The organism is Caulobacter sp. P4_E5 (assembly GCF_056401555.1).
In genome coordinates this window covers 17,945-40,771 of the sequence record NZ_JBFUJD010000047.1, presented here as the reverse complement: position 1 = coordinate 40,771, position 22,827 = coordinate 17,945, and the positions used below count along the sequence as shown (strand labels likewise).

Sequence of the window (22,827 nt, the reverse complement as noted above, 5' to 3'; positions counted from 1 at the left end):
GGCCGTGGGCGCGAACACTCAAACCGCTCAGGCTGAATCTGGGCCCCGGCCTTCGCCGGGGAGGTCGGGATTTAGGGAGCTTGGAGCATGAACGACTGGCTCCAAGTCACGCCCGGCGCCGCCCCACTGATCATCTCCCTCCCCCACACCGGCACGAACATCCCCGCCGACCTCGAACCTCGCCTCACCTCCCGCTGGCTCGCCCGCAAGGACGCCGACTGGTGGGTCGACCGGCTGTACGCCTTCGCCGGGGAGGTCGGGGGAAAAAGGGCCATCACGCCACCCCCGGCAGTTCACCCGCCGCCGCGATCACCGCGCCGCTCCGCACCAGAGCGCTGGCCGCCTCCAGGTCCGGATGGAAGTGCCGATCGTCCGTCAGGTGCGGCACCTTGCTCCGCGTCAACTTCCGCACGGCCTCCAGCACCGCGCTCGACCGCAGCGGAGCGTGGAAATCACACCCTTGCGCCGCCGCCAGCAGCTCGATGCCCACCACCGCCGTGGCGCTCTCGACCATGCCCATCAGCCGCCGGGCGCCGTGGGCGGCCATCGAGACGTGGTCCTCCTGGTTGGCCGAGGTCGGGATCGAGTCGACGCTGGCCGGATAGGCCTTCTGCTTGTTCTCCGAGACCAGGGCGGCGGCGGTGACCTGGGGGATCATGAAGCCGGAATTCAGCCCCGGCCTCGGCGTCAGGAAGGCGGGCAGGCCGGACAGCACCGGGTCGACCAGCATGGCGATGCGGCGCTCGGCGATCGAGCCGATCTCGCAGACGGCGAGAGCGATCATGTCGGCGGCGAAGGCCACCGGTTCGGCGTGGAAGTTGCCGCCGGACAGCGCCTCGTCGGTCTCAGGAAAGATCAGCGGATTGTCCGAGACGCCGTTGGCCTCGGTCCCCAGCGTGGTCGCCGCTTGGCGCAGCACGTCCAGCGCCGCGCCCATCACCTGCGGCTGGCAGCGCAGGCAGTAGGGGTCCTGGACCCGCTCGTCCTCCTTCAGGTGCGAGGCGCGGATCTCCGAGGCCGCCATCAGGTCGCGCAGGGCGGCGGCGGTCTCGATCTGGCCGGCGTGGCGGCGCAGGGCGTGGATGCGTGGGTCGAACGGCGTGTCCGAGCCCTTGGCGGCTTCCGTCGACAGGGCGCCGGTGACCAGGGCCGACTGAAACAGCAGCTCGGCCTCGAACAGGCCGGCCAGGGCGTTGGCGGTCGAGAACTGGGTGCCGTTCAGCAGGGCCAAGCCTTCCTTCGGGCCCAAGGTCAGGGGCGAGAGACCCGCCTGCTTCAGGGCCTCAGTCGCCGGCAGACGCTGGTCGCCGACGAAGATCTCGCCGACCCCGATCATGGTCGCGGCCATGTGAGCCAGCGGCGCCAGGTCCCCGGAGGCGCCGACCGAGCCCTGGCACGGGACGACCGGCGTCAGGCCCTGGACCAGCATGGCCTCCAGCAGGCGCACCGTCTCGACCCGCACGCCCGACGCGCCTTGAGCCAGGCTAGCCAGCTTCAGGGCCAGCATCAGGCGGATGACCGGCACGGGCGAAGGCTCGCCGACGCCGGCCGCGTGCGACAGGACGATGTTGCGCTGCAGGGTCTCCAGGTCGGCGTCGCCAATGCGGACGCTGGCCAGTTTCCCGAAGCCGGTGTTGACGCCATAGACCGGCGCATCGTTTGCCAGGATGCGCTCGACGGCCTTCGCGCTTTCGGCGATTACCGGCCAGGCGGTCTCGGCGAGCCGCGCCGTCGCGCCGCGATAGATCGCCTTCCACTCAGCCAGCGGGACCGCGCCCGGGTTCAGAACAAGCTCGGTCACTGGCCTCTCCACACACGCGCATGGAGCGGATTGAAGCCCATGCGATAGACAAGTTCGGCGGGACGCTCGATGTCCCAGATGGCGAGATCGCAGGCCTTGCCGGCCTCCAGCGTCCCGCGGTCGTTCAGCAGGTCGAGCGCCCGCGCGGCCTCGCGGGTGACGCCGGCCAGGCATTCCTCGACGGTCATCCGGAACAGGGTGGCGGCCATGTTCATGACCAGCAGCGGCGAGGTCAGTGGCGAGGTGCCGGGGTTGCAGTCGGTGGCCAGGGCCATCGGCACGCTGGCTTCTCGCAGCGCCGCGATCGGCGGGACCTGGGTCTCGCGGGTGAAGTAGAAGGCGCCCGGCAGCAGGGTCGCGACCGTGCGCGAGGCGGCCATGGCGGCGACTCCGGCCGCGTCGAGATGCTCGAGATGGTCGGCCGACAGGGCGTCGAACTCGACCGCCAAAGCCGCGCCGGAGAGGTTCGACAGCTGCTCGGCGTGCAGCTTGACCGGCAGGCCGTGGTCGCGGGCGGTCTCGAACACACGGCGGATCTGGGCGGGCGAGAAGCCGATGCCCTCGCAGAAGCCGTCGACCGCGTCGGCTAGGCCTCGCGCGGCGATGGCGGGGATCATCTTCTCGCAGACCAGGTCGACATAGCCATCCGGGTCGTCGCGATATTCGGGCGGCAGGGCGTGGGCCCCGAGGAAGGTGGCGCTGATCCCGACGCGGCGGATTTCGCCCAGCGTCCGGGCGGCGCGCAGGCTCTTGGTCTCGTCGTCCAGCGACAGGCCGTAGCCGGACTTGATCTCGACCGTGGTGACGCCCTCGGCGATCAGGGCGTCGAGGCGGGGCAGGGCGGCGGCGACCAGCTCCTCCTCCGACGCGGCGCGGGTGGCGCGCATGGTCGAGACGATGCCACCGCCGGCCCGGGCGATCTCCTCGTAGGACGCCCCCGCCAGCCGCAGCTCGAACTCATGGGCGCGGTCGCCGGCGAAGACCAGGTGGGTGTGCGGGTCGATCAGGCCGGGCGTGATCCAGCGGCCTTCGAGGTCGATGGTCTCGGCGGCTTCGAAGGCCGGCGCCTCGGCGGCGGGACCGGCATAGGCGATGCGGCCGTCCAGGCTGGCGACGACGCCGTCCTCGACGACGCCCAGCCCCGCGCGGTCGAGGGCGAGCGTGGCGAGACGGGCGTTGATCCACACCCGATCACAGCGCATGAGCCTGCCTCCCGACACGTGGGCCGACCCTTGCGGCCCGTTTCAATATGTATAGACATATTTGCGAACGATGAGGCTTGTCCAGTGACCGACACGCAGAATCCGGCCGAAGGCTCGACGGTGGTCTGGTGCGAGAGCGCGATGCTGGCCGACGGCTGGGCGCGCGGCGTGAGGTTCACGATCACCGACGGCCGCATCGCCCGGATCGACACCGACACGTCGGCCGGCGACGCCGTCCGTCTCGGCCCCGCCTTGCCGGGTCTGGGCAACGTCCACAGCCACGCCTTCCAGCGCGCCATGGCCGGCCTGGCCGAGACGCGCGGCGAAACCGGCGACAACTTCTGGACCTGGCGCGAGGTCATGTACCGCTTCCTCGAGCGGCTGGACCCCGACATGGTCCAGGCCATCGCCGCCATGGGCCAGATCGAGATGCTGGAGGGCGGCTTCACGCGGGTGGGCGAGTTCCACTACCTGCACCATGCGGCCGACGGCGGGTTCTACGACAATCCGGCCGAGATGGCGGCGCGGATCGCGGCGGCGGCCGAGGAGACCGGCATCGGCCTGACCCTGCTGCCGGTGTTCTACGCGCACGCGAACTTCGGCGGCCTGCCGCCCACCGATGGCCAGAAGCGCTTCATCCACGGCGTCGACGCCTTCGCGCGGCTGGTCGAGGCCTGCCGGGGCATCGTCGCGGCGCTGCCTGAGGCGGTCGTCGGAATCGCCCCCCACAGCCTGCGCGCTGTGACCGCCGAGGAGCTGGACGCGATCCTGCCGCTGGCCGCCGGCGGGCCGATCCACATGCACGTGGCCGAGCAGACCAAGGAGGTCGACGACTGCCTGGCCGCCACCGGTCAGCGTCCCGTCCGCTGGCTGATGAACCATGCCGAGGTCGACAAGCAGTGGTGCCTGATCCACGCCACCCACATCAACGCCACCGAGACCGAGCGCTTGGCCAAGAGCGGCGCGACGGCCGGCCTCTGCCCGGTGACCGAGGCCAATCTGGGCGACGGGATCTTCCCGACCCCCGACTACCTGGCCGCTGGCGGAGCTTTTGGAATCGGCACCGACTCCAACGTCCTGATCAGCGCCGCCGAGGAGTTGCGGACGATGGAATACGCCCAGCGCCTGACCCGCCGGGCCCGCAACGTGTTGGCGGGCGGCCCGCGCCGTTCGACCGGCGGCGACCTGTGGCGCGCGGCGACCATGGGCGGGGCCCAGGCGCTGGGCGTAGGCCGGGGCGGCCTGCGGCGCGGCGTGGCGGCGGACTTCGTCACCTTGGATAGCGCGCATCCGAACTTGATCGGCCGCTCGGGCGATGCGCTGATCGACAGCCTGGTCTTCGCTGGCGGCGGGATCGACACCGTCTGGCGTCACGGCCGCCAACTGGTGTCCGGCGGTCGCCACCATGGCCGCGAGGCGATCGTCGCGCGCTACAACGCCGTCCTCAAGGCCCTGCTGGCGTGACCGGACCGCTGCACCAGCGCATCCGCGCCGACATCGAGGCCCGCATCCGCTCCGGCGAATGGCAGCCGGGCCACCGCGTGCCGTTCGAGACCGAGCTGATGGCCCAGTACGGCTGCGCCCGCATGACGGTCAGCAAGGCCATGGCCGCCTTGGTCGAGGCCGGGCTGATCGTGCGCCGCAAACGCGCCGGCTCGTTCGTGGCCCGGCCCAAGGTCCACGCGCCGGTGTTGAACATCCCCGACATCCAGTCCGAGATCGTCGCGCGCGGCGAGGCCTACGCCTTCCGCCTGCTGTCACGGCGAGTGCGGGCCGCCGATCGCGACAGCCCCGAAGAGATCGAACTGGCGGCCGGCGGCAAGCTGCTGGAGCTGGACGGCGTCCATGACGCCGGTGGCCGGCCCTTCGCCCTGGAGCGCCGCCTGGTGTCCCTGAAGGCCGCCCCCGAGATGGAAGCCGCCGACTTCGCCGCTGTCCCGCCCGGGGCCTGGCTGCTGGAGCACGTCGCCTGGACCGAGGCCGAGAGCCGCATCGGCGCGATCAACGCCGACGCCGAGGCCGCTCGCCTGCTGGCTCTGGACGAGGGCGCGGCCTGCCTGGTCGTCGATCGCCGCACCTGGCGCGAAGGCCAGCACGTCACCCGCGTGCGCCAGGTGTTCCCCGGCGAGGCCTACGACCTGGTGGCGCGGTTCGGGCCTGGCGCCTGAAACTTTCCATACCCTTCCCGTCATCACCCTTCCCGTCATCCCGCGCTTTATGCGCGGGACCCATCCATCCGCCGCAATTGCGGAGCGGGACGAAGCTCTCACGTGAAAGCTGAACCATGGGTCCCGCGCATAAAGCGCGGGATGACGGGTATTGAGTTTGGTTTGTGGGTGGCGTGTGGCTGCTTGCTTGGCTTACCTCCTCACCAACCGGAGAACACCCATGGACCTGCACGCGCTTGCCGTCCCCACCTATGTCCAGATGCTCAAGGGCCTCGGCAACCAGCTGACAAAGGCCGAGGCCTTCGCTGGCGAAACCGGCCTGTCGACCGAAGATCTGCTGGGCGCGCGGCTGGCGCCGGACATGTTCCCGCTGTCGACCCAGGTGCGGCTCGTCTGCACCCAGGCCAGCGATCTGCTGCGCCACCTGACCGGCGCCGACTCGTTCGCCCCGGCCGAGGACGCGACCGACTTCGACGGCCTGCGAGCCCAGCTGACCGACGCCGCCCAGCGGATCCAGGCGACGCCTGCGTCGGTGTTCGACGGCGTCGCCGAAAAGACGATCGAGCTGAAGCTGCCCAACGGCATCGTCTTCGACATGACCGGCGAACAGTTCGTCCGCGACTGGGCGCTGCCTCAGGTCTATTTCCACCTGATGGCCGCCTACGCGATCTTGCGCCACAAGGGCGTGGCCCTGGGCAAGCCTGACTGGGTCAGCCACATGTTCGCCTATATCCGGCCGGGGACGTTCCCGGGCGGGTGATTGGCCTGGGCGGCTGGAGGCCTTAGCGCCCCGCCCACGGCGCGGTGGGATCACGCGGTTCGCCCCAACGATTGACGCCGGGCACGCCTGAAGGTGCAGGGCAGGTCTCGGTGGGCAGCGTCGCCTTCTTGTCGATCGCGCAGGCGCAAAGGCCGCAGACCTGGCTCTCCCCGGCGCCGAGGAGCCTGTGGACGATATGCTGGCCCGGCGGGCGGAGCTCCGGGCAGGCCAGGCAGGCGGCTTTGCGCCGGCGGACCTGGTCCTCGGGGACCGGCCGAAAGCCGATCAGCGCCCATCGTCCCAGGGCCTTGGCGGCCGCGCCCAGCAGCGCCGACGTCGGCGCGGGCGCCCATTTGGGCAAGCTCGCCGCCACCGCGCCGGCGGCGACGGCGGAGTCGGCCAGGGCGGCGGGGCGCTCCTCGATCAGGTCGCGCAGGAACAGCGGGTCAACGGCCGCGCGCAGAGCCACGGCCTGGGGGATCGGCTCGTCGAGATCCAGCGCCTGGGCCAGCAACCGGGAGAAGGCCGCGAGGGCGTCCTCCCGATCGTCGAGGCGCTCCGGCGGAAGGAGCACGCGCTCCCCTTAGGTGAAGGCCTGGTGGACGGCGCCGGTGGACTGGTAGCAGCCGTCGATATTGGACTGCAGAGCGTTGTTGATGGCCGAGCAGGGCACGATCCAGGGGCTGTCGGTGCACTGCACGGAGGCCAGTTGGGTGCTGGGATTGTAGTTCCAGGCGAACGTGAAGCCGCTCTTGGTGAACGACCCGCTGTTGGGGAACGGGTTAGGGCCGCCGTTGCTGATGGCCAGTTGGCTGACGCACGACCATACCGCGGGCGTGACGTTGTTGTAGTTGAGCTGGGCGCAAGCGGACATGAAGACCTCCCTTGAAAATACAATTTTTAAGAGAATATTGCGATGGGAGTCCTAATAAGTGCATCTGGAGCAATTTGCAAGCGCTGGCTGTATTTTCCACGCAGCCGCGTGCGCCGTCTCGAGAGGGCGGAATCGGGTCCTGGAAGGCAGGCTGATCGCCGACTAGTCCGGCATCGTCTCGAACGTCGTCACGCCCTCGGGGAGGACGACCCAGTCCGGGCGGTCGCGGTTGAAGAGCAGCATGACCGGCTTGAACAGGCTGGGGTCGTCCAGCGAGCCGGCGTAGATCGTGTGCGAGTCATGCAGGCCGTGCTCGCCGCCGAAGACCAGGCCGCCGCAGGTCGGGCATGAGTTGCGGGTCGCCTCGCCGCCGCGAAAGGCCTGGCTGCGATACTGGCGCGCTGGGCCGGTGATGGTCAGCGCTTCGGCCGGAAAGCCCATGAACGGAATGAAGCCCGAGCCCGAGGCCCGACGGCAGTCGCGGCAGCAGCAGACGCCCATATAGTCGGGCGCGCGGTCGGCCTCCCAGCGCAAAGCGCCGCACAGGCATCCGCCCTTGAAGGTGATCTCGGTCATGGCGAAGAGCGTAGGGCTGGGTTCGCCAAAACGGCAAGATGGCCGCGTTGCATAACCCCAAAGTTTGGGTTCCGCATGGTGGCTGGGGGCGGGATCGAACCGCCGACCTGTGGGTTATGAATCCACCGCTCTAACCATCTGAGCTACCCAGCCGGACCAGGAGGCGCGGCTTATAGGCGAGAACCGCGGGGGGTTTCAAGCACCCTAGTCCGCCACGATCGCCGCCGTCACCGCTCCCAAAGCCTTGACCGCGTCCGCCGGCGCCAGCTTCACCTGCAGGCCGCGTTGACCGCCGTTGATGAAGACGTAGGGCTCGGCCAGGGCGGCTGCTTCCAGCACCGTCGGCAGCCGCTTCTTCTGGCCGAACGGGCTGACGCCGCCGACCTTGTAGCCGGTGATGCGCTCGGCGTCGGGGACGGGGGCCATGGCGGCGGACTTGCCTTTCAGGGCGGCGGCCAGCTTCTTCATGCTGACCTCCTTGTCCGAGGGCAGGATGGCGCAGGCGGGCTTGCCGTCCAGCATCACCACCAGGGTCTTGAGCACCCGGCGCGGGTCCTCGCCCAGGGCCTCGGCCGCCTGCAGGCCCACGCGCTCGGACCCCGGGTCGTAGTCGTAAGTGTGCAGGTCGAACGCGACGCCGGCCTTGGCCAGCGCGATCGTGGCGGGAGTGCTCTTGGACATGGCCGCGTGATACCTCAACCGCGCGACGGCTGTCATCCGGCGCCAAGCCTGCACGTCGCGCTTGCCGTGCGGGTGAGCCTGTCCCAACATCTGTTTGACCCGGCGCAGAGACAAGAACGCCGGAACCCGAGGGAGCAGGCCTGATGTCCGACGCGATCGCCTTCGAGCGCATGCCCACCCTGGGCGACGTCGCCCGCTATCACGCCGAGGTCCGACCCGAGGCGGTGGCCCTCAGCTTCGAGGGACGCGAAACGACCTTCGCCGCCTTCGACCGGCACACCAGCCAGGTGGCCAACGCTCTGATCGCGGCGGGGCTGGGGACCGGCGACCGCGTCGCCTATGTCGGCAAGAACAGCGACCACTATTTCGAACTGCTGATCGGGGCCGCCAAGGCCGGGGTGGTGACCACGCCGATCGGCTGGCGCCTGGCCCCGGCGGAGATCGCCTACATCATCGCCGACAGCGAGGCCAAGCTGGTGTTCGTCGGTCCCGAACTGATCGGGCAGGTCGGCGAGGTGGCGGCCGAGCTGACCCATCGGCCGGTGGTCATCGCCATGGAGGTTGCCCAAGGGGAGGCCAGCGGAGCCGGCGAGCATCCGACCTTCGAGGCCTGGCGGGACGCGCGCAGCGACGCCGACCCGCACAAGCCGATCGAGACCTCCGACATCGCCATCCAGCTCTACACCTCGGGCACCACGGGCCGGCCGAAGGGCGCGATGCTGACCCATGACAACCTGCTGGCCATGCGCCGCGAGGCCGCCCGCTCGCCGCTGGCCTGGAACCAGTGGGGGCCGGAGGATGTCAGCCTGGTGGCCATGCCCGTTGCCCACATCGGCGGCACCGGCTGGGGTCTCGTCGGCCTGTTCAACGGGGCCAAGGGCGTGGTGGCCCGCGAGTTCGACCCGACCAAGGTGCTGGACTTCATCGAGAAGGACCACGTCTCGAAGATGTTCATGGTCCCGGCCGCCTTGCAGATCGTGGTGCGCCAGCCCCGGGCCCGCCAGGTCGACTATTCGCGGATGAGCCACATCCTCTATGGCGCCGCACCCATCCCGCTGGACCTGCTGCGCGAGTGCATGGAGGTGTTCGGCTGCGGCTTCGTCCAGCAGTACGGCATGACCGAGACGACCGGCACGGTGGTCTATCTGCCGCCCGAGGACCACGACCCGGCCGGCAACGCGCGGATGCGGTCGGCGGGCCTGCCGATGCCGGGTGTCGAGCTGAAGGTGATTGACGAGGCGGGCGTCAGCCTGCCGACCGGGGCGGTGGGTGAGGTCGCCGTGCGCTCCCTGGCCAACATGGCCGGCTACTGGAAGCTGGACGAGGCCACCCGCAAGACGCTCGACGCCGACGGTTGGCTGCGCACCGGCGACGCGGGCTATCTGGACGAGGACGGTTATCTGTTCATCCACGACCGGGTGAAGGACATGATCATCTCCGGCGGCGAGAACATCTATCCGGCCGAGGTCGAGAGCGCCGTCTACGGCCATCCGCACGTGGCCGAGGTGGCGGTGATCGGCGTGCCGGACGAGAAATGGGGCGAGGCGGTCAAGGCGGTGGTCGCGGCCAAGCCGGGCGTCGAGCCCGACGCCGAGGACATCATCGCCTTCGCCCGGACCCGGATCGCCCACTTCAAGGCGCCCAAGAGCGTGGACTTCGTGGCGGCCTTGCCGCGGAACGCCTCGGGCAAGATCCTGCGCCGCGAACTGCGGGCGCCGTATTGGGTGGGGCGGGAGCGGCAGGTGAACTAGGCGGCTGGCTCAGCGGGCCCCCACCTGACCTGCTTCGCAGGTCGTCCGCCCCCGCAGGGGGCGGAAGGTTGGTATGGGGTCTTCTTCCCCCTCCGGGGGAGGAGGGCCAAAGGCCCGGAGGGGGCAAGTGGCTATTCGATGAACGCCTCGACCACCTCCCGCGTCCCCACTAGAAACGCGTCGGCCACCAAGGTCAGCGGCCGCACGTCGACCTCGGACCGGCCCTCGGCCACCAGCGTCGCGAACCGGTCATACAGGCCCGGATATTCCCGGTTCTCACCATCCACGACCACCGCCCCGTCGATCTCCAGCTTCGCCCCGCCCAGCGACAGCTTCAGCACGCCGCCGTCGGTCCAGGCGGTGATGTCCCAGGTCTGCGGGCCGGTCTGCAGGAAGTCGAGGTCGGCGGTGATCTCGCTTCCGCCCAGCGTGGTCATGTCGACGTGGGCGGCGATCGGCGACTGGACGTTCTCCGGCACTTGCAACTTCGCGTCGGTGACGAACACCTCGGACGGCATGATCTCGGTCAGGATCGACAGGGCGTTGATGGCCGGATCGAAGACGCCCATGCCGCCGGCCTGCCAGATCCAGGTCTGGCCAGGATGCCAGCGGCGGACGTCCTCGCGCCACTCGATCGCCAACTTGCGGACGGCGCGCGACGCCAGCCAGGCCTTGGCCTGGGGCACGCCGGCGGCGAACCGCGAGTGCCAGCTGGTGAACAGGACGACGCCGTGGTCGCGGGCCACGGCGGCCAGCTCGGCCACTTCGCTGACCGTGGCGCCGGGCGGCTTCTCCAGGAACACGTGCTTGCCGGCGCGCAGGGCGGCCAGCGCCGTCTCACGACGGGCCTGGGGCGGCGTGCAGAGGGCGACGGCGTCCAGTTCGGGCCCCTGCGTCAGCATCTCGCCGATGTCGTGGAAGACCGGGATCCCTCCGAGGTCGGGCTTGCTGCGGCTGGCGGCGGCGACCAGCGCGAAACGCGGGTCCGCGGCGAGGGCGGGGATGTGCTGGTCATGGGCGATCTTGCCCACGCCGACGAGGCCGATCCGGATCACGCTGTGCTTCCTCCCGCCGTCACGCGCGGCTCGGCCTAATTATAGTATAAATGCGAGGGCGCAAGCAGACGGCCATAAAAAAGGAGCGCCGCTTGGGGCGACGCTCCTGAAGGGGAAGAGACTGAAGGGGCGGCGGAAAAGGGGTCTCCGCCGATCCTTTACTTGCCTGCCGGAGACACCGGTAGGCTCCGGGCCGCCAGGGTGACCTGGGCGGTGGAGGAAAGAGCCCGAGACGAGGATCCCAGGGCGATGTCGTATTGACCGGCCGCGATCGACCAGCCGTGGGCCTTGCCGTCCCAGACAGCCAGCAGGCGTGGATCGACCGTCAGGGTGACGCGCTGGCTGGCGCCGGGCGCGAGCGAAACCTTCTTGAAGCCGGCCAGGCGCTTGGGCGCTTCCCAGCCACCGGCTTTCGGGCCGACATAGACCTGCGGCACGTCCTTGCCGGCGCGGGGGCCGACGTTCTTGACGTCGAAGCTGACCGTGACCTTGTCGCCGGCGGCGCTGGCCGTCAGGTTCGAATAGGCGAACTTGCTGTACGACAGGCCGTGGCCGAACGGGAACAGCGGCTCGATCCGCTTGAGGTCGTACCACTTGTAGCCGACCGCGGCGCCTTCGATGTCGTAGTTCACGTCGAACAGGTCGCCCGGCTTCTTCGGATCGCCGTCCAGCTTGGGGCGCGGCAGGTCGGCCTCGCTCTTGGGGAAACTGACGGGCAGGCGGCCCGAGGCGTCGACCTCGCCGGTCAGCACGCGGGCGATGGCCTCGCCGCCGGCCGTGCCCGGATACCAGGCCTCGACCACGGCGCCGACCTTGTCGACCCACGGCATGACCACCGGGCCGCCGGTGATCAGCACCACCACGGTCTTCTTGTTGGCCGAGGCCACCGCGTCGATCGTGGCGTCCTGGTTGTTGGGCAGGTTCAGGCTCTCGGCGTCGACCGACTCGGTGGTCCACTGGTCGGCGAAGACCAGGGCCAGGTCGCTTTCCGCCGCCAGCTTGGCGGCCCGGGCCGGATCGGTCCCGTCGTCATAGACGAGCTTGGCGCCGGGATAGCGCGCCGCCAGCGCCTTCATCGGCGACGAGGGATAGTAGATGACCGGGCCGGGCCAGAAGGCGGGCTGCAGGCCCTTCACCGCGCGACCGCCGGCAGGATAGACCTGGGACGAGCCGCCGCCCGACAGCACGCCGACGTCGGCATGGGCGCCGATCACGGCGATGGTCTTGGCGGTCTTGGCCAGGGGCAGCAGGCCGCCGTCGTTCTTCAGCAGAACGATGGCCTCCTCGGCGTCGGCCTGGGTGACCTTGGCGTGGGCGGCCAGCTCGGCGGCGGGCAACGCGTCCGGACCGCCCTTCAGCGGATGGTCGACCAGACCGCTGGCGAACATGGCGCGCAGCACGCGGCGGGCCATGTCGTCGATCCGGCTCTGGCTGACCTTGCCCGAGGCGAGGTCGGCCTTCAGCGGCGCGCCGAAGAACGGCGCCTTGTCGAAGGCGTCCCCGGCCGACTCCTGGTCGAGGCCGGCATTGGCGGCCTTGGCGGACGAGTGGTCGGCGCCCCAGTCCGACATGACGTAGCCCTTGTAGCCCCAGTCCTTCTTCAGGACGGTGTTGAGCAGCCAGTCGTTCTCGCAGGCATAGGTCCCGTTGACGCGGTTGTAGGCGCACATCACCGACTGCGGGTCCGACTGCTCGATGGCGAACTGGAAGGCCAGCAGGTCCGAGGTGCGGGCGGCCGCGTCGCTGATGTTCGAGCTGACCACGAAGCGGCCGGTCTCCTGGCCGTTCAGGGCGTAGTGCTTGATCGTCGAGATGATGTGGTTGGACTGGATGCCCTTGATCTGGGCCGCGACCATCGCGCCGGCCAGCCAGGGGTCCTCGCCGCCATATTCGAAGTTCCGCCCGTTGCGCGGCTCGCGCATCAGGTTGATGCCGCCGGCCAGCTGGACGTTGAAGCCCGAGTCGCGGGCCTCCTTGCCGATCATTGCGCCGCCCTTGAAGGCCAGCTCGGGGTTCCAGGTGGCGGCGGTGGCGATGCCCGAGGGCAGGGCGGTGCGCGCGCGCAGGTCCTGGTGGCTGCCCTGGGTGGCGACGCCGACGCCGGCGTCGGTCTGGTACTGGCCGGGGATGCCCAGGCGCGGCACGCCGGCGACATAGCCGGCCGAGGCGTCCAGCGAGTCCGGATGGCGCGTGTACTTCGGCTTCATGTCCGAGCCGAAGTAGCCGAAGATGATCGTGAACTTCTCGTCGCTGGTCATCGCCGCCAGGGCGAGGTCGGCGCGCTTGTCGGCGTCTAGCTTGGCGTTCAGCCACGGATGGGCGGGCTGGGCCGCCTTTTGGGCGGCGGGCTTCTTGGCGGCTTGGGCCAAGGCCGGGGCGACGGTCAGGGCCGAGGCCGAGGCGCCGATCAGCAGGGCGAGCGTCAGGCCCCGCCAGGTCGTCGAAGTCATGTTTCCTCCGTGGTCTTGTTCTAGAAGCCCCGCGCGGCGTCGGACCGCGGCGGGGGAGGGTTTAAGTCTTTCGGCGGGGCGGCGCGCCGCTCCGCGCGGGACCGGTGGACTCGCGCACCACCAGGCTGTGCTGCGCGAGGAAGGGGGTGTTGGTCTTGCCGGCGCCCTCGTTGGCGTTCCACGCGGCGAAGGCCTGCATGGCGCGCAGGGCCATCTGCTCGAACGGCTGGCGGATGGTGGTGAGAGCGGGCCAGATCACGCCGGCGATCGGCGCGTCGTCGAAGCCGACCACCGACACGTCGTCGGGGATGCGCAGGCCTCGGCGCTGGACCTCCATGCAGGTGGCGGCGGCCATGTCGTCGTTGCTGGCGAAGATCGCGGTCGGCGGCTCGTCGATGTCCAGCAGCGCCTTGGCCGCGTCGATGCCGGTCTTGAAGGTGAACTCGCCCTGCACGACCAGCTCGGGCGCCGGCCTGGGAAGGCCCCGGGCCGCGTAGGCCTCGAAGAAGCCGTTGCGGCGATGGGTGCTGGCCGCGTGGTCCGGATGGCCGGCGATATGGCCGATCCGCGTGTGGCCCAGCGAGAACAGGTGCTCGACCATCTCGCGCGCGGCGGCGCGGTCGTCCATGCCGATGGCGGGGAAGTAGGGATCCGGCGTGGTGGGGGCGATCAGCACGCAGCGCACGTCCAGCTCGCGCATCAGCTCCTTCATCGGGCCGAAGTCGCACTCGGGCGGCAGCAGGATCATCTCGCGGATGCCGCCGTCGCGCACGAAGGCGCGGACCCGGTCTTGCCAACCGGGGACGGGACCCTCCGACAGATCGACCGACAGGTGTCGGCCGGTCTCGACGCAGGCCAGCAGCAGGGCGTGGTGGACGCGGGTGTGATAGCCGCCGGACGGGTCGCCCATCAGCACGCCGACCGAGCCCGAGCCCTGCGAGCGCAGGCTGCGGGCCACGGCGCTGGGCTGGTAGCCGAGGTCCTGCATGGCCGCGCGGACGCGATCGCGCGTCTTGGCGCTGACGCTGTCGTGATCGTTGAGAACGCGGGAGACGGTCTTGGGCGAAACGCCCGCCCGTTCGGCCACGTCGGTGATCGTTGTCATTAGGTCCCCGTACCGCTCCACCGCCAAGCTTGTCGCGCCACCCCATCAGTGAAAGGCGGCGCCCGCAAGGCGGCGAACGTCCAAAGCCATAGTCCATGCTGTCCTGAATGTCATGTCGTCGGGACAAGAATGGGTCAAATGTGGCCGATTAACGGGACATTTTCAGGACATTTTCACTGACTGACGTAGCGTCATCGGGGGTTTTCGAGGATCATCCATGTCGTGGACGGGCCGTCGTGACGAAGTCGCTCGGATTCTCTCGCTGGCGCGGCGCGTTGCCCATAAAGATTAGTAAAATCAATGGGGATTTGCAGCGAGGGCCGTCGTTGGCGGCAGGCGATCTCAATCAAGCCTGGGCTCCAGGCTATGTCTCAGATCCTCTAAAACCCTCGTCTCGGAAGAATGACAACGTTGACATTGTTGTTGACTTGGCCGGGACATTTGATGAAGGTGCCAGCGTTCGACGAAGGCGCGGGGCTGGAATCGAACGTCTAGGCGCCGAGGCCGCCGAGGGGATTGGACAGTCGTCGGACAGGCGACTGGACACGCCCGCAAAGTCTCAAACGTTCCTCGACAGCCGCCATCAGAGCGGCGGCGCGAGGCGCGGGTTGGCGGCCAATAAGAACGATTCATTTGGGGAGCGAGCAATTGTCACAGGAAGCAAGGAAAGCCGTGCTCAGGCGCGGCCTGACGCTGGCGCTGGTCGCCGGCGCGTCGCAACTGGCCCTCGCCAGCGGGGCCTTCGCCCAGCAAGCCGACGGAACCCAGGTCGAAGAGATCGTCGTCACCGGCGTTCGCGGGTCACAGATCAAGTCGGTGGACGTCAAGCGCCGCGAGGCCTCGATCGTCGACGCCATCTCGGCGGAAGACATCGGCAAGCTGCCCGACGTCACCATCGCCGACTCGCTGCAGCGCATCTCGGGCGTCCAGATCCAGCGCGACGCCGGCGAAGGCAAGACCGTCAACATCCGCGGCCTGCGGCAGGTGATCACCCTGCTGAACGGCGAGCAGTACCTCAGCGCCGGCAACATGGGTTCGGCCCAGCCGGATCTTCTGGACGTGCCGTCGCAGCTGATGAACCAGGTGCTGGTCTACAAGTCGACCGATCCGAAGAACGCCCTGTCGGGCATCTCGGGCACGATCGACCTGCGCACCCGCCGTCCGTTCCAGTTCGACCAGGGCCTGACCTTCACGGGCGCGGCCGAGGCGCAGCGCGGCGACCGCACCAAGAAGGACGATTATCTGGTCAACGGCGTCGTCAACTGGCGCAACGAGCGGGTCGGCCTGATGGTCGGCGTCGCCGCCAGCGAGGCCAACCTCGGCAACAACTATTCGGGCACCGTCGGCCTGTCGGGCAACAACGACTGGGGCGGCGGCTTCGCCACCAGCTACATCTCGCCCCATGGCTACGAGAGCTTCAACCGTGTGGTCGAGCGCAAGCGCCTCGGCATCAACGCGGCGTTCGAGGCCGACCTGGGCGAGGGCTTCACCCTGATCGCCGAGGGCTTCTACGCCAAGCTCGACGAGTACAATCGCGCCGTCGGCATCAATATCTCCAACCGCTGGGACGGCGGCGCCTTCGGCACCTGGAACAAGCCGACCGTGTCCTCGCCCGTGGGCGTTGGCAACTGGCTGGCGGTCGACGAGTACGACATCAACGCGTGGTGGGTGAACTCCTTCACCGTCAACCGAACGACCAAGTCGAAGACCAAGAACTACAACCTCGAACTCAACTACGATAACGGCGGTCCGTTCACCTTCGAGGCCCGCGCCATCCGCGCCGACGGCGATCGCCTCAGCATGAACGGCCAGGCCCAGGGCGACCTGAGCAACTGGCGCTATGCCGACGGCCGCTTCAACCTGTTCCGGGATCCGGCCGACCGCACGCGCGGCACGTTCTATCCGAAGGCCATCTGCGACAAGTTCGGCTCCTCGCGCCGGACCAACGCCGTCACCGGCAGCGCCGGCGGCTGCTATCTGGACCCGAACCCGCTGGGCTACGGCGCCAATCCGCAGCTGCACTACAACATCAGCGGCGACCACCCGGTGTGGAGCGGCTTCGACCGTCCGCTGGCCGGCGGCCTTGGCGCGGGCAAGTCCCTCAAGGACTACATGGCCAACAAGGACAGCTACGCCATCGGGGCCTTCTCGTCGGAGGGCAACAACGAAGTCAATTCGGACATGAACGTGTTCCGCGCCGACGGCCACTACAAGTTCGACGACAAGCTGCTGGGCTTCATCACCAAGGTCGACGGCGGCGTGCGGCAGAGCGAACGCTCGGTCGAGGTCGAGCAGTTCCACCTGTTCTCGGGCTTCTACGGCGGCTCGCCGGGCGCGGTGCAGGCCAACGGCACGCCCGTGCCGGCTGGCGGCTGCGAGGCCCAGTGGAAGGCCATCGACGTCGTCATGAACCAGAACCAGTGCCAGGCGGGCGAGTTCGTGCCCGATCCGGTCACCGGCCTGCCGGTGTTCCAAGGCTACACAGTCAACGCGCCGACCCGTCTGGACACCTACAACAACGTGGTCTGGGTCGACGACCTGGGCGGCGTGACCAGCGGCATGCCTGGCTTCTGGGCCATCGATCCGCGCGACTTCGACGACGCGGAGGCCTTCCACAAGAAGGTGTTCGGCGGGGCCATCCGCGTCCAGGTCCCGGGCCAGACCTACGACGTCAGCCTGCGGGAGCAGAGCGCCTACGGCGCGGCCAACTTCGAGGTCGGCGGGCTGTCGGGCAACTTCGGCCTGCGGGTGATCGAGACCGAGCTGACGGTGAAGCAGAACCTCACCGGCGACACCCGCAACTACGGCGACACCAACGCCGACGCGGGCGACAACGTCACCAAGCGCAAGTACACCGACTGGCTGCCGTCGCTGAACGTCTCGTACGATCTGAACGAGCACCTGAAGTTCCGCTTCGCTTACAGCAAGACGATGCAGCCGCTCGACCTGGGCAACTACGGCGGCGGCCTGAAGATCAATACCTCCGACTGCGGCGCTGCCTTGCCGAACGTCCGCTGCGTCACCAGCGCCGAGGCCTCGGGCAACCCGATGCTGGATCCCTGGCGGTCGCAAAACTTCGACGGCGCCATCGAGTACTATTTCGGTCGCGCCTCGATGCTGAACATCTCGGCCTTCAAGCTGAAGATCGACAGCTTCGTCACCAACGGCGTCACCACCGGCCGCTTCCCCGACCAGGACGGCGTGATCCGCCGCACGGTCAACGTCACCCTGCCCATCCAGGGCGATGGCGGCGAGGTGAAGGGTCTGGAAGTCGGCGCCAAGCTGGCGGTCAGCGACTTCATGCCTGACGCCGGCTTCTTCTCGAACTTCGGCGTCGACACCAACTACACCTACTCGCCGAGCAACGAGTCGCGGACCGGTCTGGACGGCGAGGAGCTGCCCTTCCAGGACAACTCCAAGCATCAGTTCAACCTGGTCGGCTGGTATCAGGACGACAAGCTGCAGGCGCGCGTCGCCTACAACTATCGCACCGACCGTCTGGCCGAGGTGATGAGCAGCAACATCCCGATCTACCAGGATAGCGCGGGCTATGTGGACGTGAACGTCAGCTACAACGTTCGCGACAACGTCACCGTCTACTTCAACGGGTCGAACGTGACCGGCGAGATCGAGGATTATTACGCTCGCTTCGCCAAGGGTAAGACCCAGTACATCCGCCAGAACGAGTTCGAGCCCCGCTATACGCTGGGCGTCCGGGCGCGCTGGTAAACCATCCCTCTGACCTCCTGCGGCCGCCGTRCACCCTCACGGCGGCCACTTTTTTCAGGAGGCGGGACCTGTCCGGTCGTGACGTGAGCCGATAGCTTGCGACCAACCGGACCTCCAAGAGACCGGAGTGGGAGCGCTCCATGCAGGACAACCGTATCCGCAAGCTCGTGATCGTCGGCGGCGGCACCGCCGGCTGGATGGCGGCCGCCGCGCTACGCCGGCACTTCCACGGCRGTCCGCTCGAGATCACCCTCGTCGAGAGCTCCGAGATCGGCACGATCGGGGTGGGCGAGGCGACCATCCCCACCATTCGCGGCTTCTACCAGCAGCTGGGCCTTTCCGACATCGAGGTGATGCGGGCCACGGGGGCGACCTGCAAGCTGGGCATCCGCTTCAACGGCTGGGCCGGCGAGGGCCAGTCGTTCATCCATCCGTTTGGCCTGTTCGGCCAGGATCTGCGCGGGATCCCGTTCCATCACTATTGGCGCAAGCTGGCGCAGGCGGGCGAGCCGACCGACATCGCCGACTACTCGCTGGGCGCCTCGCTGGCCCGGGCCGGCAAGTTCATGGCCCCGCCGCGCAACCCGGCTTCCAGCCTGTCGATCTTCGACTGGGCCCTGCACTTCGACGCCAGCCTGTTCGCCCAGCTGATGCGCCGGGTGGCCGAGGACAACGGCGTGCGCCGCATCGACGCCAAGGTCACCAAGGTCAACCTGCGGCCCGAGGACGGCTTCGTCGCCTCGCTGGACCTGCACACGGGCGAGACCGTCGAGGGCGACCTGTTCATCGACTGCTCGGGCTTTCGAGGCCTGCTGGTCGAGGAGGCCCTCCAGACCGGCTACGAGAGCTGGAGCGACGTGCTGTTCTGTGACCGCGCCTATGCCGTCCAGAGCGAAGGGGTCGGCGATCCGGCGCCCTATACCGACGTCACCGCCCAGGCGGCCGGCTGGCGCTGGCGCATCCCGCTGCAGCATCGCTACGGCAACGGCTATGTCTATTCCTCGCGCCACATCAGCGACGAGGCCGCCCTGGCCGAACTGAAGGCCGCCGTGCCCGATCCGCTGCTGCACGAGCCGCGCCAGATCCGCTTCAACCCCGGTCGGCGCAAGCAGGTCTGGAACAAGAACGTCATCGCCCTGGGCCTGGCGTCGGGCTTCCTGGAGCCGCTGGAGAGCACCTCGATCGCGCTGATCGAGACGGGCATCGACAAGATCAAGGCGCTGTTCCCGGACAAGGATTTCGCGCCGGAACTGGCCGACGAGTTCAATGACTGGTCCAAGCGTGAGATGGAGCGCGTGCGCGACTTCATCATCCTGCACTATTGGGCCAACAAGCGCGGCGATACGGCGTTCTGGCGCGACTGCAACGCCATCACCCTGCCCGACACCCTCCAGCGCAAGGTCGACCTGTTCCGCCAGCGCGGCCACTTCGTTCGCTACCGCTGGGAGATGTTCCAGCCGGCCAGCTGGATGGCGATCTATGCCGGCTTCGGGCTGCTGCCGGAGATGGTCGATCCGGCCCTGGACGGCATCGACCCGAAGATGCTCAGCGCGCCGCTGGCCGAGATGCGCAAGGCCGTCCGCGAGGTGGTGGCCGCCACGCCGCCGCACGGCGCCTTCCTCGAAGAATACTGCCGCCCCGTTCCCATAGTCGCCCAGTAGGAGGCTCTCGATGACGAACACCAATCCCAACGCCATCAAGAAGATTGTCATCGTCGGCGGTGGCTCAGCCGGCTGGATCTCGGCGGCCATGCTCAGCCACTATTTCCAAAAGGGCGGGCCTCAAAAGGAAACCTGCGAGGTCGAGCTGATCGAGTCCGAGGAGATCGGCACGATCGGGGTCGGCGAGTCGACCATCCCGCCGTTCCTGCAACTGATCGCCAGCCTGGGCGTCGACGAGCGCGAGTTCATCCAGGCCACCCAGGCCAGCTTCAAACTGGGCATCCGGTTCGAGGACTGGAAGCAGAAGGGCGAGCACTACTACCACCCGTTCGGCGCCATCGGCGGCCCGATCGGCCCGCACGAGTTCTATCAGTGCTGGCTGCGCGCCAAGGCCAATGGCCATCCCTCGAACCTGCAGGACTTCGCGCCCGGCACGGTGATGGCCGACCAGTGGAAGTTCATGCTGCCGTTCAAGGCCCAGCGCAGCTTGATCGCCGGGGCCAGCTACGCCCTGCATATCGACGCGCGCCTGGTGGCCAAGTTCCTGCGCGACTACGCCGAGGCCCGAGGCGTCAAGCGGACGGAGGGCATCGTCACCGACGTCGTCACCCGCCCCGACGGCGGGGTGGCCAAGGTGATCATGAAGAATGGCCACGAGGTCGAGGGCGACCTGTTCATCGACTGCTCGGGCTTCCGCGCCCTGCTGATCGGCAAGACCCTGGAGACGCCGTTCGTCGACTGGTCGGACTTGCTGCTATGCGACCGCGCCGTGGTGGTGCAGACCCAGAACGTCGGCGCGCCGCACCCCTTCACCCTGGCGAAGGCCGAGGACGCCGGCTGGCGCTGGCGCATCCCGCTGCAGCATCGGTCTGGCAACGGCTATGTGTTCAGTTCCAAGCACCTCAGCGACGACGAGGCCCGCGCCACCCTGGTGCGCAACCTGCAGGGCGAGGCGCTGATGAACCCGATGTTCATCCCGTTCAAGACCGGCATGCGCCAGCGCCCGTGGGAGAAGAACGTGGTCGCGGTGGGCCTGGCCGGCGGCTTCATCGAGCCGCTGGAATCGACCGCCCTGCACCTGATCTATCGCGGCATGGACTTCCTGCTGCGGTTCTTCCCGGACCGCGACTGYGACCCGGCCCTGGCGGCCGAGTACAACCGCCGCATGACGGCGGACTACGAGGAGATCCGCGACTTCATCGTGCTGCACTACTGCACCAGCGAGCGCGAAGACACGCCGTTCTGGCGGGCCTGCCGTGACGCGCCGATCCCCGACAGCCTGAAGGAACGGATCGAACTCTTCCGGGCCCATGGGGTGCTGCGCGAGGGCGTCGACGAGATGTTCCGCAACCCGTCGTGGCAGTCGATCATGGAGGGCATGGGCGTGCGGCCGCGCCGCTACCAGCAACTGGTCGACACCGTGCCGTACGAAGTGATCCAGCAGACCCTGGACCAGTCGGCCCCGATGCTGGCCGCCCAGGTCGCCAGCTTGCCCAGCCACGGCGAATTCCTGGCCCAGAACTGCCCGGCTCCGCCGCCGGAGCCGGTGGCCGCGCCGATGAAGACGGTGGCTTAGGATTTTTCCTTCTCCCCTTGCGGGAGAAGGTGTCGGCGAAGCCGACGGATGAGGGGTCGAAGACCGGATCCACCGCGACAAGCGGTCCGGCCGGGCGCCAAGCTGACAGGACGATCGACCCCTCATCCGTCAGCCTTTGGCTGACACCTTCTCCCGCAAGGGGAGAAGGAGAATCAAACCCGCTTCATGCTCAGGATCTTCACCGGCGGGTTCAGGATCTGGCCCTTCATCGAGGGGACATTGGTCGCGCCGTCGGTGCGGCCGGCCAGGATCTTCTTCACGACGTCCATGCCCTGCACGACATAGCCGAACACGGCATAGCCCTGAGCCGCGTCCGACTTGCCCGGCTTGGCGTCGAGATAGGGTTGGGCGCTGGCGCAGATGAAGAAGTCAGCGGTCGCCGAGCCCGGTGCGTCGCGGCCCATCGAGATGGCGCCGGCCCTGTGTTTCAGGCCCGTCTTCAAGGTGCTCTCGTGGGCGATCGGCGGGGCCCGGCGGGAATAGGGCTTGGGCTGGCCCTGGATCGAGCCCGCACCCGGCGCGCCCTTGGCCCGATTGGCGCGGAAGAACTGCCCGCCGTCGAAGCGGTGCTTGTCGACATAGTAGAGGAAGTTGCCGGCCGTGATCGGGGCCTTCTTGTCCTCCAGCTCAACGACGATGGTCCCCTTGTCGGTCTCGATCGCCACGCGCGGCTTGGCCGGCGCGGCAAGCGCCGGGATAGCCAGAAGCGGGGAGGCGAGGGCTCCCAGCACGATGCGGCGGGCGATCTTGGCGCGGTCCATGGCGGCTCCTTTGTTCACCCGGTTATGGCGCAACATTTCGGCCCCGTCAGCCCGCCAGACGGGATGGCGAACGGCGTTATTCCGTGCCAATTCTCCCGCGATCGCGCGCCGAAGAGCGCCCCAGAGGAAACCGCATGCTGTACGCCATCCTGGCCTATCACGAGGAACAGACCGTCCAGTCCTGGACGCCCGACGAAGACGCCGCCCTGATGACCGACCTGCTGGAGGTCAACGCCCGCCTCGTCCGCGAGGGCCGGCTGGGCCCGGCGGCGCGGCTGGGCGCCACGGGCGGCGGCGTCACCCTGCGCGGGCCCGGCGCCGGCTTCATCACCGACGGTCCCTTCGCGGAGACCAAGGAGCAGTTGCTGGGCCTCTACGTGGTGGACGCGGCCTCTCGGGACGAGGCGGTCGGCATCGCCCGCGACCTGCGCAAGGCCAACCCCACCGCGGTCTACGAGATCCGGCCGGTCCTGCTGTATCTGCCCGGCGCGCCGTTCCCGGTGACCGAGGCRCCCGCTCCCTAGCCGCGAAACGTTTGTCCGACAAAAGTGATCGTTACCAGATTTCCTCGGTCGCAAGAGTCACGTTGGTCGCGTTAGGGTCCCCCCGAATTGGGGTGACCGCGGGCGACGCGCGGCGCATTTGAGGGAAGGAAC

18 protein-coding genes, 1 tRNA gene and 1 pseudogene are annotated in these 22,827 nt (G+C 68.5%); 9 read left to right on the top strand and 11 right to left on the bottom strand.

Features of this window, described 5'->3' with window-relative positions:
- Positions 1-87: 87 nt before the first annotated feature.
- Positions 88-201, top strand: a pseudogene (locus tag AC1DSO_RS15230) (N-formylglutamate deformylase); the annotation flags it as partial.
- Between the two features lie 73 nt (positions 202-274).
- On the opposite strand, the gene hutH reads toward AC1DSO_RS15230, so the two are convergent.
- Together hutH and hutI are read right to left on the bottom strand one after the other, a co-directional pair.
- Positions 275-1,813, bottom strand: coding sequence for a histidine ammonia-lyase (gene hutH, locus AC1DSO_RS15225; protein ID WP_477069620.1), 1,539 nt, complete (start codon positions 1,811-1,813; stop codon positions 275-277).
- The gene (hutI, locus tag AC1DSO_RS15220; protein ID WP_477069619.1) at positions 1,798-3,003 is read right to left on the bottom strand and encodes an imidazolonepropionase; all 1,206 of its coding nucleotides are present in this window, start codon (positions 3,001-3,003) and stop codon (positions 1,798-1,800) included. The genes hutH and hutI overlap by 16 nt, the downstream gene beginning before the upstream one ends.
- Positions 3,004-3,087: 84 nt before the next feature.
- On the opposite strand from hutI, the gene AC1DSO_RS15215 reads away from it, so the two are divergent.
- From AC1DSO_RS15215 to AC1DSO_RS15205, 3 genes are all read left to right on the top strand, one after another.
- Positions 3,088-4,467, top strand: a complete 1,380-nt coding sequence (locus AC1DSO_RS15215) for a formimidoylglutamate deiminase (protein ID WP_477069618.1) — start codon at positions 3,088-3,090, stop codon at positions 4,465-4,467.
- Entirely contained in the window at positions 4,464-5,171 is a 708-nt protein-coding gene (hutC, locus tag AC1DSO_RS15210; RefSeq protein ID WP_477069617.1) for a histidine utilization repressor, read from the top strand. The genes AC1DSO_RS15215 and hutC overlap by 4 nt, the downstream gene beginning before the upstream one ends.
- A gap of 220 nt (positions 5,172-5,391) precedes the next feature.
- Positions 5,392-5,931 carry a DUF1993 domain-containing protein gene (locus AC1DSO_RS15205; protein ID WP_477069616.1) on the top strand — a complete coding sequence of 180 codons (540 nt, stop codon included), beginning with the start codon at positions 5,392-5,394 and terminating at the stop codon, positions 5,929-5,931.
- A 22-nt stretch (positions 5,932-5,953) separates the two neighbouring features.
- Here the strand turns inward: AC1DSO_RS15205 and AC1DSO_RS15200 are convergent, their stop codons facing one another.
- The 5 genes from AC1DSO_RS15200 to ybaK form a co-directional block, all read right to left on the bottom strand.
- Complete coding sequence (locus AC1DSO_RS15200) at positions 5,954-6,505, bottom strand: hypothetical protein (protein ID WP_477069615.1); 552 nt, start codon at positions 6,503-6,505, stop codon at positions 5,954-5,956.
- Positions 6,506-6,514: 9 nt separating this feature from the next.
- Positions 6,515-6,805 carry a hypothetical protein gene (locus tag AC1DSO_RS15195; RefSeq protein WP_477069614.1) on the bottom strand — a complete coding sequence of 97 codons (291 nt, stop codon included), beginning with the start codon at positions 6,803-6,805 and terminating at the stop codon, positions 6,515-6,517.
- A gap of 162 nt (positions 6,806-6,967) precedes the next feature.
- Positions 6,968-7,381, bottom strand: a complete 414-nt coding sequence (locus AC1DSO_RS15190) for a GFA family protein (protein ID WP_477069613.1) — start codon at positions 7,379-7,381, stop codon at positions 6,968-6,970.
- 76 nt (positions 7,382-7,457) lie between these two features.
- Positions 7,458-7,534 (bottom strand) — tRNA-Met (locus tag AC1DSO_RS15185).
- A 51-nt stretch (positions 7,535-7,585) separates the two neighbouring features.
- The gene (ybaK, locus tag AC1DSO_RS15180; protein ID WP_477069612.1) at positions 7,586-8,062 is read right to left on the bottom strand and encodes a Cys-tRNA(Pro) deacylase; all 477 of its coding nucleotides are present in this window, start codon (positions 8,060-8,062) and stop codon (positions 7,586-7,588) included.
- Between the two features lie 143 nt (positions 8,063-8,205).
- On the opposite strand from ybaK, the gene AC1DSO_RS15175 reads away from it, so the two are divergent.
- Positions 8,206-9,813: a fatty acid--CoA ligase gene (locus AC1DSO_RS15175; RefSeq protein ID WP_477069611.1), complete on the top strand. Its 1,608-nt coding sequence runs from the start codon at positions 8,206-8,208 to the stop codon at positions 9,811-9,813.
- 131 nt (positions 9,814-9,944) lie between these two features.
- On the opposite strand, the gene AC1DSO_RS15170 is transcribed toward AC1DSO_RS15175, so the two are convergent.
- From AC1DSO_RS15170 to AC1DSO_RS15160, 3 genes are all read right to left on the bottom strand, one after another.
- The gene (locus AC1DSO_RS15170; RefSeq protein WP_477069610.1) at positions 9,945-10,868 is read right to left on the bottom strand and encodes a Gfo/Idh/MocA family protein; all 924 of its coding nucleotides are present in this window, start codon (positions 10,866-10,868) and stop codon (positions 9,945-9,947) included.
- Positions 10,869-11,026: 158 nt separating this feature from the next.
- Positions 11,027-13,318 carry a beta-glucosidase gene (locus AC1DSO_RS15165; RefSeq protein ID WP_477069609.1) on the bottom strand — a complete coding sequence of 764 codons (2,292 nt, stop codon included), beginning with the start codon at positions 13,316-13,318 and terminating at the stop codon, positions 11,027-11,029.
- A 61-nt stretch (positions 13,319-13,379) separates the two neighbouring features.
- A complete protein-coding gene (locus AC1DSO_RS15160; RefSeq protein ID WP_477069608.1) occupies positions 13,380-14,423 on the bottom strand; it encodes a LacI family DNA-binding transcriptional regulator in 1,044 nt (347 codons plus the stop codon).
- Between the two features lie 648 nt (positions 14,424-15,071).
- Between AC1DSO_RS15160 and AC1DSO_RS15155 the strand changes: the two genes are divergently transcribed.
- From AC1DSO_RS15155 to AC1DSO_RS15145, 3 genes are all read left to right on the top strand, one after another.
- On the top strand, positions 15,072-18,152 hold the full coding sequence (locus AC1DSO_RS15155) for a TonB-dependent receptor (protein ID WP_477069607.1): 3,081 nt from the start codon (positions 15,072-15,074) through the stop codon (positions 18,150-18,152).
- 140 nt (positions 18,153-18,292) lie between these two features.
- Positions 18,293-19,813 (top strand): tryptophan halogenase family protein, encoded by a 1,521-nt coding sequence (locus AC1DSO_RS15150; protein ID WP_477069606.1) that lies wholly within the window; start codon positions 18,293-18,295, stop codon positions 19,811-19,813.
- A 10-nt stretch (positions 19,814-19,823) separates the two neighbouring features.
- Positions 19,824-21,389, top strand: coding sequence for a tryptophan halogenase family protein (locus AC1DSO_RS15145; RefSeq protein WP_477069605.1), 1,566 nt, complete (start codon positions 19,824-19,826; stop codon positions 21,387-21,389).
- A gap of 173 nt (positions 21,390-21,562) precedes the next feature.
- Here the strand turns inward: AC1DSO_RS15145 and AC1DSO_RS15140 are convergent, their stop codons facing one another.
- Positions 21,563-22,171, bottom strand: coding sequence for a peptidylprolyl isomerase (locus AC1DSO_RS15140; RefSeq protein WP_477069604.1), 609 nt, complete (start codon positions 22,169-22,171; stop codon positions 21,563-21,565).
- A gap of 134 nt (positions 22,172-22,305) precedes the next feature.
- Between AC1DSO_RS15140 and AC1DSO_RS15135 the strand changes: the two genes are divergently transcribed.
- Positions 22,306-22,695: a YciI family protein gene (locus AC1DSO_RS15135; RefSeq protein ID WP_477069603.1), complete on the top strand. Its 390-nt coding sequence runs from the start codon at positions 22,306-22,308 to the stop codon at positions 22,693-22,695.
- Positions 22,696-22,827: the final 132 nt, after the last annotated feature.

Coding starts and splice junctions, on each gene's coding strand:
- AC1DSO_RS15160 (WP_477069608.1), bottom strand. CDS start 14,423: ATGACAACGATCACCGACGTGGCCGAACGGGCGGGCGTTTCGCCCAAG.
- AC1DSO_RS15140 (WP_477069604.1), bottom strand. CDS start 22,171: ATGGACCGCGCCAAGATCGCCCGCCGCATCGTGCTGGGAGCCCTCGCC.
- AC1DSO_RS15165 (WP_477069609.1), bottom strand. CDS start 13,318: ATGACTTCGACGACCTGGCGGGGCCTGACGCTCGCCCTGCTGATCGGC.
- ybaK (WP_477069612.1), bottom strand. CDS start 8,062: ATGTCCAAGAGCACTCCCGCCACGATCGCGCTGGCCAAGGCCGGCGTC.
- hutI (WP_477069619.1), bottom strand. CDS start 3,003: ATGCGCTGTGATCGGGTGTGGATCAACGCCCGTCTCGCCACGCTCGCC.
- AC1DSO_RS15195 (WP_477069614.1), bottom strand. CDS start 6,805: ATGTCCGCTTGCGCCCAGCTCAACTACAACAACGTCACGCCCGCGGTA.
- AC1DSO_RS15205 (WP_477069616.1), top strand. CDS start 5,392: ATGGACCTGCACGCGCTTGCCGTCCCCACCTATGTCCAGATGCTCAAG.
- AC1DSO_RS15190 (WP_477069613.1), bottom strand. CDS start 7,381: ATGACCGAGATCACCTTCAAGGGCGGATGCCTGTGCGGCGCTTTGCGC.
- AC1DSO_RS15175 (WP_477069611.1), top strand. CDS start 8,206: ATGTCCGACGCGATCGCCTTCGAGCGCATGCCCACCCTGGGCGACGTC.